The following is a 12,768-nucleotide window of genomic DNA, read 5'->3' on the forward strand; positions in this document are numbered from 1 at the left end:
GCCGTCCCGCCGCGTGCACGCGCGAGCGCGCCACCGGCCACCGCCCCCTACGAGGAGGACCTCCGCCCGTGTCCCACGAGCTGTTCACGCCGCTCACGCTGCGCGGCGCCACCGCCCGCAACCGCATCTGGGTCGCGCCCATGTGCCAGTACTCCTGCCACGCCCACGACGGCGTCGCCACCGACTGGCACCTGGTGCACCTCGGCTCCTTCGCCAGGGGCGGCGCGGGGGTGGTCCTCACCGAGGCCACCGCTGTCACGCCCGAGGGCCGCATCTCGGCGGAGGACCTGGGGCTGTGGAACGACGAGCAGCGCGACGCCCTGGCACCCATCGTGCGGTTCGTCCACGAGCGCGGCGCTCTCGCCGGCGTCCAGCTCGCCCACGCCGGCCGGAAGGCGTCGGTGTGGCCCGCATGGGGCACGGAGCACCGGGGCTCACTCCCCCTCGAGCAGGGCGGCTGGGAGACGGTGGGCCCGTCGTCGTCGTCGTATCCCGGCCTGACCGCTCCCCGGGCGCTGGACGCGGCCGGCATCGCGGAGATCACGGCCGCCTTCGTCACCTCCGCCCGGCGGGCGCTCGACGCCGGGTTCGACCTCCTCGAGATCCACGGCGCCCACGGCTACCTCCTCCACCAGTTCCTCTCCCCGCTGAGCAACGACCGCACGGACGACTACGGCGGCTCGCCGGAGAACCGCGACCGGTTCCTGCTCGAGGTCGTCGACGCCGTGCGGGCCGAGGCTGGCGAGGACGTAGCCGTCCTCGTGCGGGTCTCGGCCACGGACTGGACCGAGGGCGGCCTCGACATCGACGACACCACCTGGCTCGCCGCCCGGCTGCGCGAGCACGGGGTCGACCTCGTCGACGTCTCGACCGCCGGCAACCTGCCGGCGCGGGTGCCGATCGGGCCGGGCTACCAGGTGCCGTTCGCCGCCCGGATCCGCGAGCGCACCGGCATCCCCACCGGTGCGGTCGGGCTCATCACCTCCCCCGTCCAGGCCGAGCACGTCCTCGCGACCGGGCAGGCCGACGTGGTGCTGCTCGCCCGCGAGATGCTGCGCGACCCGAACTTCGCCATCCGCGCCGCGCACGAGCTCGGGCACGACGCCGGCCTCGTCCCCGGGGCCTACGAGCGCGCCTACCGGTAGGCGCGCCCCGAATACAGTGGGCGGATGTCCGACCGGCGAGGGCTGCCCGCGCAGCGCGCACCGTCGATCGCCTCGCTCATCAGCTTCCTGTTCGGGCTCTCGGCCCGCGACTCGCTCCCCGGCCCGGCGCTCGTCGCGCTGCTGGCCGACCTCGGCATCGGCGCGAGCGCCACGCGCAGCGCGATCGCCCGGATGCGGGCCGCCGGCGAGATCACGGGAGCGCGCACCGGTCGCATCACGGACTACCGACTGGCCGGGCTGACCGCGAGCGGGTTCCGGCACGCACGCAGCCTCGGCCACCCCGGTCATGGGCCGGCGGAACGGGAGTGGACGGGCGAGTTCGCCGGAATCCTCTACAGCGCGCCCGAACGGCTGCGCAACCACCGCGACAGGCTGCGCACCAAGGCAGTGCTCGCCGGCTACGCCACCCTTCGGCCCGGCCTGCTCATCGGCGTCGACGACCGGTGGGAGACCCTCGAGCCGTTCACCGCGACCCTGCCCGAGGCGATGACGGTCTACCCGGTCACGCTCCGGCTCCGCCCGGCCGAGGCGCGCGCGGCCGCCGCCGAGGCGTGGGAGCTGGCCTCCCTCGACCGTCACCTGGGCCGGCAGGTCACGCGGCTGAGCAACGCCCTTGCCCGCGACCGGGACGGCCGGCCGACGGGGGCGGCGGCGATGCGTCGGCTGGCCGGGCTCACGCTGCCGGTCTACCGCGCACTCGTCGTCGTGCCGCCGCTGCCGGCCGAGCTGCTCCCCGAGGGGTGGCGTCAGCCCGAGCTCACCTCGCTCCTCGGCCAGGTCCACGAGGTGCTCGGCCCGCCCGCCCGGCGCCACCTCGACGCACGCCTGTCCGAGGCCGGCTGAACCTGCGCGAGATCCAGGCCCCTCACGATCCTGGTCCGTCAACCTGTGTCGTTTGCGTCTCCGACGTGCAAGGATCTCGACATGGATCGAGCCCGGACTGTGAGCCGCGCCCACCTCATCCTCGGCACCAGCCTCGCGTTCGTCATCGGCACGACGATCATGGTGGCCCTGCACGAGACCAGCCACGCCGTCGTGGGCGCCCTCTACGGGAGCCGACCGACCCAGCTGCCGTTCGCCGTCAGCTTCACCCCGGAGCTGTCGACCAACCAGGCCGTCGTCGAGCTGCTCGCCGGCCCGGCGTTCAGCCTGCTCACCGGGGTAGCCGGGGTCGTCGTCGACCGGGTCTACACCCCGTTCCGCACGCGGCCGTTCTGGCGCCTGGTGTGGCTGTGGACGGTGTTCACCAGCCTGCAGGAGGCCTTCGGATACCTGCAGGTCACCGCGATCCTCGACGTCGGGGACACCGCGCAGGCGTTCGAGCTGTTGAACGCACCGCCCGCCGCCTACGTCGCCGCGACGGTCGTCGGGTGGGCGTGCCTGCCCCTGACGGCCTGGGCCTTCTCCGTGCCGATCCGCGGGCTCGCCGCCACGGTCCAGGACCGGACCGACATGACGGTCTGGCCCTGGCTCATCGGCACCGGCGGCTTCCTCGTCCTCATGGCGGGCTACGTCCTGCTGGCAGCGGTGGACGACCCCGCGACGGTCGTCGCCGTCCTGGCTGCCGCGGTGTCGCTCGGGGTGTTCGCACCGATGTCGATGATGTTCCGCGCGAAGCGGGCCGACGCCGAGACCCCGCCCGCGATCGGCTGGCCGCCGGTGGGCGGGCTCGTGCTGCTGGCCGCGCTCGTCGCCGGAAACATCGTCCTTACGCAGGGCTGGATCTGGCCGTAGCCGGCGGCCTGCGCCGGGCACGGCGTGGTCGGCCGGCTCAGGCCTGCTCCGATACGTCGACGGCCAGTTCCAGGTAGCGGTCGAGAAGGACCGGACCGCGGCGCCGCGCCTCGTCGGGCGGCATCACGGTGAGGCGCAGCGAGAGACCGTCCAGCAACGCCTGCAGCAGCAGGGCGTCCTGGGCGACAACTGCCTCGGCCCCGACGTCGGCGGCAGGCGGGAGCGAGCGCCGTGCACGCACGATGCGGGCGTAGAGCTCGACGAGCTTCTCGTCGGTGCGGCGCCTCAGCCCGACGAGCGAGGGGTCGGTCCCGGCGTGCGCGACGAACGCCAGCCACACCGCGTGCTCGCGCTGCCGCTGCTCGTCCAACGGCAGCAGCTCGAGCAGGATCTGCCGGGTCCACACCCGCACGTCCCCCCAGCGAGAGACCCCGGAGAGGCGGTGCTCGACCCGGCCGGAGATCCACTCCATCGCGTACCGGATCATCTCGGCGCGGGTGCGGAAGTAGTGCTGCACGGTGCCGCCGCTGACGCCGGCCTCGGACGCCACGGCTCGCACGCTCACCCCCGCGACACCGCCCCGGGCCACCACCCGGGTCAGCGCCTCGGCCAGGCGTTCCCTGCCGTCCCTTGCATCTGCCATGCCACCACCTTACAGTCGTATGACCTACCCATACAAACGTAAGGCTGGCTCATGAGACAGATGCTCGCCGCACCTGCACCCGAGGACGCACCCACCGAGGTCGGGCAGCACCGCCTGACGCTGCCGTGGATCACGACGGCGCTCGTGGTCGTGCTGCACAACACCGAGGAGTGGTACCTCGACATGACCGGGTGGATCGCCGGTCATCCCTGGCTGCCAGGACGATCGCTGCACGGCGACGGAGCCGAGTTCGCACTCGTGCTCGCCCTCGTCACGCTCGCCGTTCTCGGGCTCGCCGCCGTCGCCGTCCTCACCCGGCCGCGATGGAGCGCCACCGCCCTCGTGTGCCTCACCTGCGCGCTGGCGGTCAACGGCGCGAGCCACGCCCTGCTCAGCCTCCTCTCGTGGAGCCCGATGCCCGGGGTCGTCACCGGCGTCGCCCTGCTCGTGCCCCTCGGGGTGGTCCTGGCCCGGGCTCTTCCCCCGGTCAGCTGGACGGCGTCGACCGTCGTGCTGACGGTCCTGGCGGCCGTCGGGCTCACGGCCGGGGCCTTCGCCCTGGCGGCCGCGCTCACCGCTCTTGCCGGGACGGTGGCGTGACGATGGGGACGACGCAGCACCCCGCCCCGCCGTCGGGCCGGTCCCCCGTCGAGATCGACCCGCGTCCGCCCGGCCTCGTGATGTCGATCGTCCTCGGCACCGCCGTGCTGGCGGTCCTCCTGTGGCAGCTCGTCGGTGTCGCCGACGACGGGCAGCAGCTCCAGGTCCTCGACCCGGAGCTCCACCCGGTCTGGAAGGCCGTCCTCGTGGCCACGCTCGCCGGCAGCATCGCCTGCAGCGCGGTGGCCTGGGCGCGACGTCGGTGGACGATGCCGGTGGCCCTCGTCAACACCGCGGTCAACGCCGCAGGGGCCGCGGCGCTCATCGGGCTGGCGGTGGCGGGCGCCCTCTTCGCACCGACACCGCCCGGGCGGTTCGGGGCGAGCGACGAAAGCCTCGGCGACCTGTCCGACCTCACCGAGCTGTTCCTGCTCCTCGTCGCGGTCGTCGCGATCTGGGACAGCCTCGACGGCCTCCTGCGGGCGCACCGCCGTCGCTCGGTCCCGACCCGGGTCCACGCACCCACCCACGACGACGAGCACCGCTCATGACGCGCCCGGACGCACCGTGGACCGGCATGATCCCGGTCGAGGACACCGCGCTGTTCGCCACCGACACCGGCGGACCCGGCACGCCGGTGGTCTACCTCAACGGCGCGTACGCCGACCTGCGCCACTGGGACCGGGTGGTCGCCGAGCTCGGGACCACGGACTGGCGGCACATCCGCTACGACGAGCGGGCACGCGGCCGCTCGCGGCGCTCCGCCGACTACTCGTTCGAGGCCTGCCTGCGCGACCTCGAGGCCGTGCTCGACGCGACCGGCGTGGAACGCCCCGTGCTGGCCGGATGGTCCTACGGGGCGACGCTGGCCGTGCACTGGGCGCATCGCCACCCGGACCGCACCGCCGGGGTGGTCGCCGTCGACGGGGCCATGCCCTACGACTGGATCGACGACGAGGCACGTGCCCGCCTCCGCCGGCTCTTCCGCCGCATGCGGTGGATCCTCCCGGTCGCGAGCCGGATGGGACTCGCGGCGCGGATGAGCGCCGAGCAGCACGCCGAGGTCAACATCGAGGTCAACGAGCTGCTGAGCACCCTCGAGCCCGTGCTGGACGGCATCGAGGCTCCCGTGAGGTACGTCGTCGCGACCGGCGGTCACCTCGGCACCGACGACGAGGAGATGGCACAGGTGCGCGCCACCCTCGACCCGGTGCTGGACCGTCGGCCGAACATCGCTGTCTTCGCGACGGTGCCCACCAACCACGCCAAGATCCTGCGGCGGGAGTCCGCGGCCGTCGCTGACGCCGTCCGCGAGATCGCGTAGCCGGTGGCGGACCGGGCGCGCGACCGGGCAACCGGTCAGCGGCCGGCCGCGATCGCCTCGACCTGGACCAGCAGCGCGGTGTTCGCCAGGTGCTCGACGACGAGGAGCGTCGACGCCGGCCGGTGCCCACAGAGGCAGCCTCGCGCCGTCTCCGTGAACTCGGGGATCGCGTCGTGCGAGGTGAGGTAGATCCGCAACGAGGCGACATCGGGCATGCCGAGGTCCGCCTCCGCCAGCACCCGCTCGACGTTCTCGAACGCGATGAGTGTCTGCTCCGTGAGGTCCGCGCCCATCGAGCCGCCCGGCCGCACACCCACCTGCCCCGACACGAACGCCAGGCGATCGGCGCCCACCACCAGCGCGCCCTGACTGTGGAGGGGCGAGTCGAAGTCACGCGCGGGCTCCAGCGGCCGGATCAGCCGACCGGGCCGTTCATCGTCGTCCCGTGTCATCCGCCCCGAGCTTCCACCCGGCACCGGCCCGCCGGTGCGCGTCGCCTCGGTCTCCGGCACATGGTGCGTCATGCGGCCTCCTCGATCGCTCCGCCCCACAGTAGGCGGCACCGGGGCGGCCCACCGATGAGGGCAGGGTCAGGCACGCTTCGAACGCATCGCCTTGACCTGCTTCAGCGCCGGGTCGGCGGCGAGGGCCGCGTACTCGTCGGAACCGAGCGGCACGAGGGCCACGCGGCTGTCGGCGTCGTGGTGGATGCCCCACCCGTAGCGCTTGCCCAGCGGGGAGGACCGCAGGCACGGCTGCCCCTTGGTGAAGAACGCGGCCCGCGCCTCCGCGCGCGACTCGGCGGGGACGGACTGCCGGATCCCGTGCACCTCGAACACGACATCGTCGCTGGTGAGCTCGTACGGATGCTCGGAGATCAGCTCGTACTGCAGTGCCGCGACGGTCGGCGCCCGGCCGCCCGACGGTGGTCGCTCGGCCGTATCGACCGGGCAGTCGTCCGCGACCTGGATGAACGTTCCGGCGTAGTTGGTGCTTCCCATGGCGTCAGTGTCGTCGGCACGGACGGGCAGCGATAGCAGGAAAGCGACAGACTCCGGGGGCTGCCTGGGAGGATGGACGCCATGACCGTCGCGGGTGATCCACGGGAGGACCCGATCGCCTCCTCGGAGCGGTCCGGCGTGCTCTACCCGGACCGGCTGGCGCGCTATGCGGCGGGGTGGATCACGCCGGATCCGGCCGTGTCGGCGGTGGTCGACCAGTACTGGCACGTCTCCTGGGCGCTGGACGAGCGCGAGGAGCTGGATCAGCCGATCATCGACCTGCCGGCAGTGACGCTCACCGTCGAGGAGGGCGACGTGCCTGCCCCGCTCGTGGTCACCGGGGTGCAGGGCGGTGCGTGGCGGCGCACCATCCGCGGAACAGGGCGGGTGTTCGCGGTCAGGCTGCGACCGGCGGGACTCGGTGTGCTCGGCGACTTCTCCCCCGCGCTGGTGGCGGACGCGACGGTGCCGCTCACGGCAGAGCTGGACGAGCGCCTGCACGCGCGGGCCCGGAGCATCGCGGGCGGCACCGCTCCGCGCGAGCAGGCGCGGGCCGCGGACGAGGCGATCACGTGGGCGCTCACGGATCGAGCGCCGACCGCGGCGGGCCTGCTGGCGAACGACGTCCTCGACGAGCTGCGCGAGCGCGTCCACCACAGGACGGGAGCCACCCTCGCCGAGCGGTTCGCGTGCAGCGAGCGCACGATCCAGCGCGCCTGCGTCGACACGCTGGGGCACGGCCCGAAATGGCTGAGTCGCCGGATCCGGCTCCAGGAGGTCGCCCGCGCGCTGCTGACCCGGCCCGGTGACGATCTGGCCGTGATCGCCGGCGATCTGGGCTACACCGACCAGTCGCATCTCACCCGCGACTTCCGCGCCGCCACGGGCATCACGCCCGGCGCCTACCGACGGGCGGCCGGCGAGCTGTCCGCCTGATCTGCGCGGCCCCGGCGACGAGCACGTCGTGGAACGACGAGAGCCGCGACCCCGTCTGTCGACGGTGTCGCGGCTCAAGCGATCGGGTGGACGCAATGGAACGCTGCGGGAACAGGCGACCGCGGGTTGAGAGGCTTGTTTCCGCGTGGAATCAGGGCATCTGTGGCGATGCGGAGTCCGAGGACGGGGCCAATGACCCGTTGATCGGAGCGTCGACGGAACCAAAGAAACGACCTCGAACACGCCTCACAGAGAAGGAAGTGGACGCTATGCGAACAGCCCGCGCCCAGGGCGTGAGCGTGAACGCGCTGGCGCGTCGCTTCGAGGTTCACCGGGGCACGGTGTGGGCGAAGACCCGGTGACAGCTCCCAAGCCCGGCCCCTCGTGGCTCGCGGTCGGTGGGCCGTAGTGCCGGTACTCGAATGGTGTCACTCCCATGTAGCGGCGGAACACGAGCGTCGCGTGTCCGCAATGCTGGCACCATCCGACTCGATCGGTGATTGTGCCGATGAGCAGGTCTGTCTCGCGGATCAGGCGCGCCATTTCCTGCACCCTCAGGATCGACAGATAGGTGAGCGGTGTTACCCCGAACGATTCCTTGAACAGTTGGCCGTACCGACTGGTGGAGAGACAGGCGTGCGCCGCGAGCTCGGACAGTGACCAGCGCCGCGCAATGTCGTTCTGGATGAGCGCCGCCGTGCGCGCAATCTCTCGGCGCACAGGTTGGAACGCTCGCCAGCGCGGAGGCGCTACCCGCACGGCCCGCTGTCGTGAGGTGAGCGGCGGCACCGGGACGGGCGCGTGACGGATGTACGGGGCGAGAGTGGCGAGTACCGTGAACACGAGGGCGTGAGTTCGGAAGTAGCCACTGGCCGAGGGGGCTGCTTCGGTGAGGTCGGCTACTTCGTCAAGGAGCAAGCCCAGTCGTGTGTTTTCTGCCTCTCCCACATGGAGCATCTGGATTTCGTTGGGATAGAGCTTTGCCGCCAGCTCGCGTGCAGCTTCGCGGTCAGGGATCAGTTCGAGGTGCTGCCAGAACAGATGCTCGATCAGGTAGTCCGTGTCCAATAGCAGCGTCGTCACGGTTGCCCAGCCCTCGGGCTCATACCCGAAACGCGCGTTGGGGGCGATCAGCGCGACATGACCCACCGTGATCGGTTCAAGTGTGAACTCATTGCGGGGGATTACTGAACCGTCACGGATGAAGACCAGCCGCACATGGTCGTAGGCGACTGGCGGTGTCTCGCGGCGACTCGTACTCGTGCGAGTTGCGACGACTCTTGGCCTATCCTCCGTCGCCATGACGCACCATCGTCCGGGGATCAGCGGTCGAGTTGGAGGCGTGACCACGACCAGCACACCAGTGCGATGAAAACGACAGCGCACCCTGCTGTGAGGGCGAGTTGCGTCGGAGGTACGGCGGTGCCGTCCGACATGGCCCAGAGTGCGGGAGCAGCGAGCGGCATCCAGCCCCCGGCCCCGGCGAGGGCACCGACTTGCGCGAGGACGATCAGCGCGATCGTGCTGGCAACCCCGGCGAGCAGCGAACGGGTGACAGTGGCGATCCACGCGACCGGGATCGCGAGGCCAGCGGAGAACATCGCCAACGCCCACAGCCGCCCGAGCGCAGCCCAGGTGCCGCTATCCGGTGCCCCGTAGCCGATCAGCAGCCCGAGGACGAACACGCCAAGCACAGCGGCGGTGCTGACCAGCATCGCCCAGAGCAGGTACACGGTCAGCTTGGCAAGTGCGATGCGCGTGCGGCCGACAGGCAGGGCAAAAAGGCCGGTGATGGTGCCATCTGAGAACTCACGCCCGAACATCCAGGCCAGCACGATCCCGAATCCGAGGAGCGCAGTAACAGCCGTGATCTGCGCCGCGCCCGCGAGCAAACCGCCCCAATCCAACGAGGCCGCTGGCCCAGCCTGCGCGATCATCTCCGGGTTCCCACCGGCAACACCAGCGGTGATCCCGCCGAGCAAGCCGACCATGCCGAGCACGATCGCGAGCGTGGCGATCACACCAACCAGCGAGCGGGTCAGCTTGAGCGTTTCCACACGGAATGCGGCGTTCATCGAGGCGCCTCCGCAGCCCCGCGCCGCTCATCGTCTTGGCGGATGCGCTCGAAGAACGCGCGTTCGAGGTCGCTACCCGTGGTATCGAGTTCACCGATCAACCGGCCCGCGTTCATCAACAGCACGCGGTCAGCGATCCGCGCCACCTCGTCCAGATGGTGACTGCTGACCAGAATCGCCGCTCCCGCGCGTGCCCGACGCATCAGTTGCTCGCGCAGCAAGATGACCGAAGCAGGATCCAGCGCATTGCTCGGCTCGTCCAGCACGATCAACCGAGGGTCGTGCTGCAACGCGGCGGCAAGACCGACCCGCTGCCGATTCCCCAGCGAGAGGCGACGGAACCGGCGATCAGCGACCGGGCCAAGACGCCACACCACGACCGAGTCCTCGACACGCTCAGGGTCGCCCGCGTGCAGCAGGCACGCGATACGGAGATTCTGGCGCACCGTCAGTTCCGGGTAGGCCAGTGGAACCTCGATCAGCGCACCTACCTGCGCCCACCCATCCGCAGGAACCCGATCCAATGTGTGACCCTGTACTTGTAATGCGCCCTGTTGCGGGCGGAGCATCCCGAGCGCAAGCCGCATCAGTGTTGTCTTGCCCGCACCGTTCAGCCCAATCAGAGCGACGATCTCGCCCGGCTCAACCCGAAAGGTCAGGTCACTCACGCCCGCCCCGCCCTGAAACAGGCGGGTGACGTTCTCGAAGGCGAGCATGTCATCCACCTCCGAGCACATCGAGGGCGGAACCTAGCGCGGCGTCCAGTCCGGTCTGCTCTGTCCGCTCCCATTCCAACAGTGCCGTGCTCAGCCCGGCGATCACTGCCGCTGCCGCGACGCGAGCCCGCACTTCGTTCGCTCCACGATCCACCAGGGCACCCGCCAGGGCCGTGATCGTGGCCTCGCTGCCGCGTTCGATTGCTCCGCGCAGTGTCGGGGTCTGAGCGATGATCCGCAGCCGCTCACGCAACGCCTCGACGTCCGCGTCCTCCACCTGCGTCCACGCGGCCCTGACCCCCTCAGCCAGCGCACGCATCAACGACTCATCGGCAGGGCGCACCCGCACGGCGTCAGCCATGAGTGGATCGAACGAGTCGGCCACCACAAGGGACTCTTTCGTCGGGAAGTGCCGGAACAGGGTCATCTCGCTCACGCCCGCACGCTCAGCAACCTGCGCGGTTCCCGTCGCGTCATACCCACGCTGGACGAACAGCTCCAACGCTGCCTGTCTCAACGCCTCGTGCGTCCTCTCCCAACGACCCATGTTCATAATGTTAGTTACTAACGTATCGAAGTCAAGACCCAGACTCCCGCATCCTGAGAACGAGCACGCCCTGTTTCTTCTGAATGAATGAACGCAGGCTACTGGTGGTGACTGGGTCTGCTGCACGGATACGTGACAGGTGTTCTCAGGCCGCGAGTGCGATCTGAGTGGTCATGATGGTCTCGTACTCGATGGGGGTCAGGCGACCGAGCCGGTCCTGTCGCCTTCGGCGGTGGTAAGTCCGTTCGATCCAGGTCACGATCGCGATCCGCAGCTCGGCCCGAGTGGCCCAACGACGGCGGTTCAGGACGTTCTTCTGCAGGAGCGAGAAGAAGGACTCCATCGCGGCGTTGTCCCCCGCGGAGGCGACCTGGCCCATCGAGCCCACGAGGTCGTGGCAGCGTAGGGCGGCCAGGAATCGGCGCGACCTGAATTGGGAGCCGCGGTCCGAATGCACAACGCAACCGGCGACATCACCGCCGCGGCGGGAGACCCCCGATACCAGAGCGTCGACCGCGAGGCGGGTCTTCATGCGATCGCTGATCGAGTACCCCACGATCCGTCCCGAGTAGACGTCCCCGGTCGCGCAGAGATAGATCTTGCCCTCACCGGTGGGGTGCTCGGTGATATCGGTCAGCCACAGCTCGTTGGGAGCGGTGGCCGTGAAGTCCCGCTCGACGAGATCGTCATGGGCCGGCGGGCCGGGCCGCTTGCCGTTCGCGTTGCGCTTCTTGCCGAACACGCTCCACCACCGGTTGTCCCGGCAGGTCCGCCAGACCGTGCGATCACACGCGACGTGCCCCGCTTCGCGGGCCTCGTCGGCCAGCAGGCGATACCCGAACTCCGGATCGTCCCGGTGAGCATCGAACAAGGCGTTCGCGAGGTAGGCCTGCTCGAGATCACGGTCGGTGACCGGGGTGGCGAGCCAGCGGTAGTAGGGCTGGCGGGCGAGCCCCTGGACCCGACACGTCACCGCGACAGGGATCCTGTCAGCGGCGAGCTCCTTTACGAGCGGGTACATCATTTCCCCGACAGGTTCGCCTGAGAGAGGTAGGCCGCTGCGCGGCGCAGGACCTCGTTCTCCTGCTCGAGCAGGCGGACACGCTTCTTCGCTTCGCGCAGCTCGGCCGACTCGCTCCGGGTCACGCCGGGGCGGTTGCCGTCCTCGACATCGGCGGCCTGTAGCCAGTTACGCAGGCAGGACTCGCTGATCCCGAAGTCTCATGCGATGTCCTTGATCGGAGCGTCCCCGCGGCGGGCCACGGCCACGACATCGTCGCGGAACTCCTTGGGATGAGGTCTGGGCACGATCGACATCCTTCCAGCAGCACCTTCCGGCACCACAGATCAGGTGTCACCTATCCGTGCAGCAGACCCCCCAGGGCAAGATCGAACGCTTCTGGCAGACCCTGAACAAGCGCCTCGCCACCCGGCCAGCCGACACCCTCGCCCACCTCCAGGACGAACTCGACGACTTCCGCGACTACTACAACAACGACCGCCCTCATCGCGGCATCGGCCGACAGACCCCCGCCCACGCCTACCAGCTCATCCCCCCGGCGACCCCCACCCCGCCCGGCGACCCCGACCTGTGGCGAGTGCGCTACGACACCGTCGACCGCGACGGAAAGATCAGCCTGCGCCACAGCGGCCGCATGCTGCACCTCGGCATCGGCCGCGCCCACGCCCGCACCGAGATCACCTGCCTGGTCCACAACGACCACGCCACCGTGCTGGACGCCTCCACTGGCGAGATCCTCAGCGAACACACCCTGAACCCCGCACACACCTACCAACGAAAAAACGGCTGAACCCCCGACACCGGGGGTTCAGCCGTTCTCGATGTCCTGGGACATCACACAGGGTGGAGCTAGGGGGATTCGAACCCCCGACCTCTTCCATGCCATGGAAGCGCGCTACCAACTGCGCCATAGCCCCGGGGCCCCGAAGGGCGAGGACGAGTCTATGTCACCGCCCGGCCGGCGAGCCAATCACGACGTCCCCTCGGTGCGTGATCCCGCGCACG

The 12,768-nt window shown here is 70.4% G+C and carries 15 protein-coding genes, 1 tRNA gene and 2 pseudogenes; 8 read left to right on the forward strand and 10 right to left on the reverse strand.

All coding sequences use genetic code 11. The features are described from left to right. Positions 1-68: 68 nt before the first annotated feature. The 3 genes from AC24HA_RS13500 to AC24HA_RS13510 all read left to right on the forward strand — a co-directional run bounded on the left by AC24HA_RS13500 (position 69) and on the right by AC24HA_RS13510 (position 2,900). The gene (locus tag AC24HA_RS13500) at positions 69-1,145 is read left to right on the forward strand and encodes an NADH:flavin oxidoreductase/NADH oxidase (protein ID WP_425710245.1); all 1,077 of its coding nucleotides are present in this window, start codon (positions 69-71) and stop codon (positions 1,143-1,145) included. A 24-nt stretch (positions 1,146-1,169) separates the two neighbouring features. Then, the gene (locus AC24HA_RS13505; RefSeq protein WP_425710246.1) at positions 1,170-2,009 is read left to right on the forward strand and encodes a PaaX family transcriptional regulator C-terminal domain-containing protein; all 840 of its coding nucleotides are present in this window, start codon (positions 1,170-1,172) and stop codon (positions 2,007-2,009) included. An 81-nt stretch (positions 2,010-2,090) separates the two neighbouring features. After that, positions 2,091-2,900 (forward strand): hypothetical protein, encoded by an 810-nt coding sequence (locus AC24HA_RS13510; RefSeq protein ID WP_425710247.1) that lies wholly within the window; start codon positions 2,091-2,093, stop codon positions 2,898-2,900. A gap of 37 nt (positions 2,901-2,937) precedes the next feature. On the opposite strand, the gene AC24HA_RS13515 is transcribed toward AC24HA_RS13510, so the two are convergent. Continuing rightward, complete coding sequence (locus AC24HA_RS13515) at positions 2,938-3,543, reverse strand: TetR/AcrR family transcriptional regulator (RefSeq protein ID WP_425710248.1); 606 nt, start codon at positions 3,541-3,543, stop codon at positions 2,938-2,940. A gap of 51 nt (positions 3,544-3,594) precedes the next feature. On the opposite strand from AC24HA_RS13515, the gene AC24HA_RS13520 reads away from it, so the two are divergent. Genes AC24HA_RS13520 through AC24HA_RS13530 form a run of 3 tightly spaced genes read left to right on the forward strand, consistent with a single transcriptional unit; the run spans position 3,595 to position 5,467 of the window. After that, positions 3,595-4,143 (forward strand): HXXEE domain-containing protein, encoded by a 549-nt coding sequence (locus tag AC24HA_RS13520; protein WP_425710249.1) that lies wholly within the window; start codon positions 3,595-3,597, stop codon positions 4,141-4,143. Positions 4,144-4,145: 2 nt separating this feature from the next. Then, positions 4,146-4,694: a hypothetical protein gene (locus AC24HA_RS13525; protein ID WP_425710250.1), complete on the forward strand. Its 549-nt coding sequence runs from the start codon at positions 4,146-4,148 to the stop codon at positions 4,692-4,694. Next, a complete protein-coding gene (locus AC24HA_RS13530) occupies positions 4,691-5,467 on the forward strand; it encodes an alpha/beta fold hydrolase (RefSeq protein WP_425710251.1) in 777 nt (258 codons plus the stop codon). Before AC24HA_RS13525 ends, AC24HA_RS13530 begins: the two co-directional genes overlap by 4 nt. A gap of 35 nt (positions 5,468-5,502) precedes the next feature. Here the strand turns inward: AC24HA_RS13530 and AC24HA_RS13535 are convergent, their stop codons facing one another. Further along, entirely contained in the window at positions 5,503-5,991 is a 489-nt protein-coding gene (locus AC24HA_RS13535; RefSeq protein WP_425710252.1) for a RidA family protein, read from the reverse strand. Between the two features lie 66 nt (positions 5,992-6,057). Beyond that, complete coding sequence (locus AC24HA_RS13540) at positions 6,058-6,468, reverse strand: DUF6157 family protein (protein ID WP_425710253.1); 411 nt, start codon at positions 6,466-6,468, stop codon at positions 6,058-6,060. A gap of 81 nt (positions 6,469-6,549) precedes the next feature. Between AC24HA_RS13540 and AC24HA_RS13545 the strand changes: the two genes are divergently transcribed. Beyond that, the gene (locus AC24HA_RS13545; protein ID WP_425710254.1) at positions 6,550-7,404 is read left to right on the forward strand and encodes a helix-turn-helix domain-containing protein; all 855 of its coding nucleotides are present in this window, start codon (positions 6,550-6,552) and stop codon (positions 7,402-7,404) included. 267 nt (positions 7,405-7,671) lie between these two features. Here AC24HA_RS13545 and AC24HA_RS13550 read toward each other — a convergent pair whose 3' ends face one another. The 6 genes and pseudogenes from AC24HA_RS13550 to AC24HA_RS13575 all read right to left on the reverse strand — a co-directional run bounded on the left by AC24HA_RS13550 (position 7,672) and on the right by AC24HA_RS13575 (position 12,050). Then, entirely contained in the window at positions 7,672-8,622 is a 951-nt protein-coding gene (locus AC24HA_RS13550) for a helix-turn-helix transcriptional regulator (RefSeq protein WP_487563519.1), read from the reverse strand. A gap of 104 nt (positions 8,623-8,726) precedes the next feature. Then, the gene (locus AC24HA_RS13555; RefSeq protein WP_425710298.1) at positions 8,727-9,479 is read right to left on the reverse strand and encodes an ABC transporter permease; all 753 of its coding nucleotides are present in this window, start codon (positions 9,477-9,479) and stop codon (positions 8,727-8,729) included. Continuing rightward, positions 9,476-10,195: an ABC transporter ATP-binding protein gene (locus tag AC24HA_RS13560; protein ID WP_425710299.1), complete on the reverse strand. Its 720-nt coding sequence runs from the start codon at positions 10,193-10,195 to the stop codon at positions 9,476-9,478. Before AC24HA_RS13560 ends, AC24HA_RS13555 begins: the two co-directional genes overlap by 4 nt. Position 10,196: 1 nt before the next feature. Continuing rightward, positions 10,197-10,622, reverse strand: a complete 426-nt coding sequence (locus tag AC24HA_RS13565; RefSeq protein WP_487563640.1) for an acyl-CoA-like ligand-binding transcription factor — start codon at positions 10,620-10,622, stop codon at positions 10,197-10,199. A 12-nt stretch (positions 10,623-10,634) separates the two neighbouring features. Continuing rightward, positions 10,635-10,748, reverse strand: a pseudogene (locus AC24HA_RS13570) (TetR family transcriptional regulator); the annotation flags it as partial. A 139-nt stretch (positions 10,749-10,887) separates the two neighbouring features. Then, positions 10,888-12,050: pseudogene (locus AC24HA_RS13575) on the reverse strand (IS3 family transposase). Between the two features lie 56 nt (positions 12,051-12,106). On the opposite strand from AC24HA_RS13575, the gene AC24HA_RS13580 reads away from it, so the two are divergent. Further along, positions 12,107-12,553, forward strand: coding sequence for an integrase core domain-containing protein (locus AC24HA_RS13580; RefSeq protein ID WP_487563520.1), 447 nt, complete (start codon positions 12,107-12,109; stop codon positions 12,551-12,553). Between the two features lie 54 nt (positions 12,554-12,607). Here AC24HA_RS13580 and AC24HA_RS13585 read toward each other — a convergent pair. Then, positions 12,608-12,680: transfer RNA gene (locus tag AC24HA_RS13585), tRNA-Ala, on the reverse strand. Positions 12,681-12,768 lie beyond the last annotated feature (88 nt).

The organism is Georgenia sp. Z1491 (genome assembly GCF_057652395.1).

Excerpts from the sequence above, each read along its gene's own strand:
- AC24HA_RS13505 (WP_425710246.1), top strand. The coding sequence starts at position 1,170 with ATGTCCGACCGGCGAGGGCTGCCCGCGCAGCGCGCACCGTCGATCGCC.
- AC24HA_RS13510 (WP_425710247.1), top strand. The coding sequence starts at position 2,091 with ATGGATCGAGCCCGGACTGTGAGCCGCGCCCACCTCATCCTCGGCACC.
- AC24HA_RS13515 (WP_425710248.1), bottom strand. The coding sequence starts at position 3,543 with ATGGCAGATGCAAGGGACGGCAGGGAACGCCTGGCCGAGGCGCTGACC.
- AC24HA_RS13520 (WP_425710249.1), top strand. The coding sequence starts at position 3,595 with ATGAGACAGATGCTCGCCGCACCTGCACCCGAGGACGCACCCACCGAG.
- AC24HA_RS13525 (WP_425710250.1), top strand. The coding sequence starts at position 4,146 with ATGGGGACGACGCAGCACCCCGCCCCGCCGTCGGGCCGGTCCCCCGTC.
- AC24HA_RS13530 (WP_425710251.1), top strand. The coding sequence starts at position 4,691 with ATGACGCGCCCGGACGCACCGTGGACCGGCATGATCCCGGTCGAGGAC.
- AC24HA_RS13535 (WP_425710252.1), bottom strand. The coding sequence starts at position 5,991 with ATGACGCACCATGTGCCGGAGACCGAGGCGACGCGCACCGGCGGGCCG.
- AC24HA_RS13540 (WP_425710253.1), bottom strand. The coding sequence starts at position 6,468 with ATGGGAAGCACCAACTACGCCGGAACGTTCATCCAGGTCGCGGACGAC.
- AC24HA_RS13545 (WP_425710254.1), top strand. The coding sequence starts at position 6,550 with ATGACCGTCGCGGGTGATCCACGGGAGGACCCGATCGCCTCCTCGGAG.
- AC24HA_RS13555 (WP_425710298.1), bottom strand. The coding sequence starts at position 9,479 with ATGAACGCCGCATTCCGTGTGGAAACGCTCAAGCTGACCCGCTCGCTG.
- AC24HA_RS13560 (WP_425710299.1), bottom strand. The coding sequence starts at position 10,195 with ATGCTCGCCTTCGAGAACGTCACCCGCCTGTTTCAGGGCGGGGCGGGC.
- AC24HA_RS13565 (WP_487563640.1), bottom strand. The coding sequence starts at position 10,622 with ATGACCCTGTTCCGGCACTTCCCGACGAAAGAGTCCCTTGTGGTGGCC.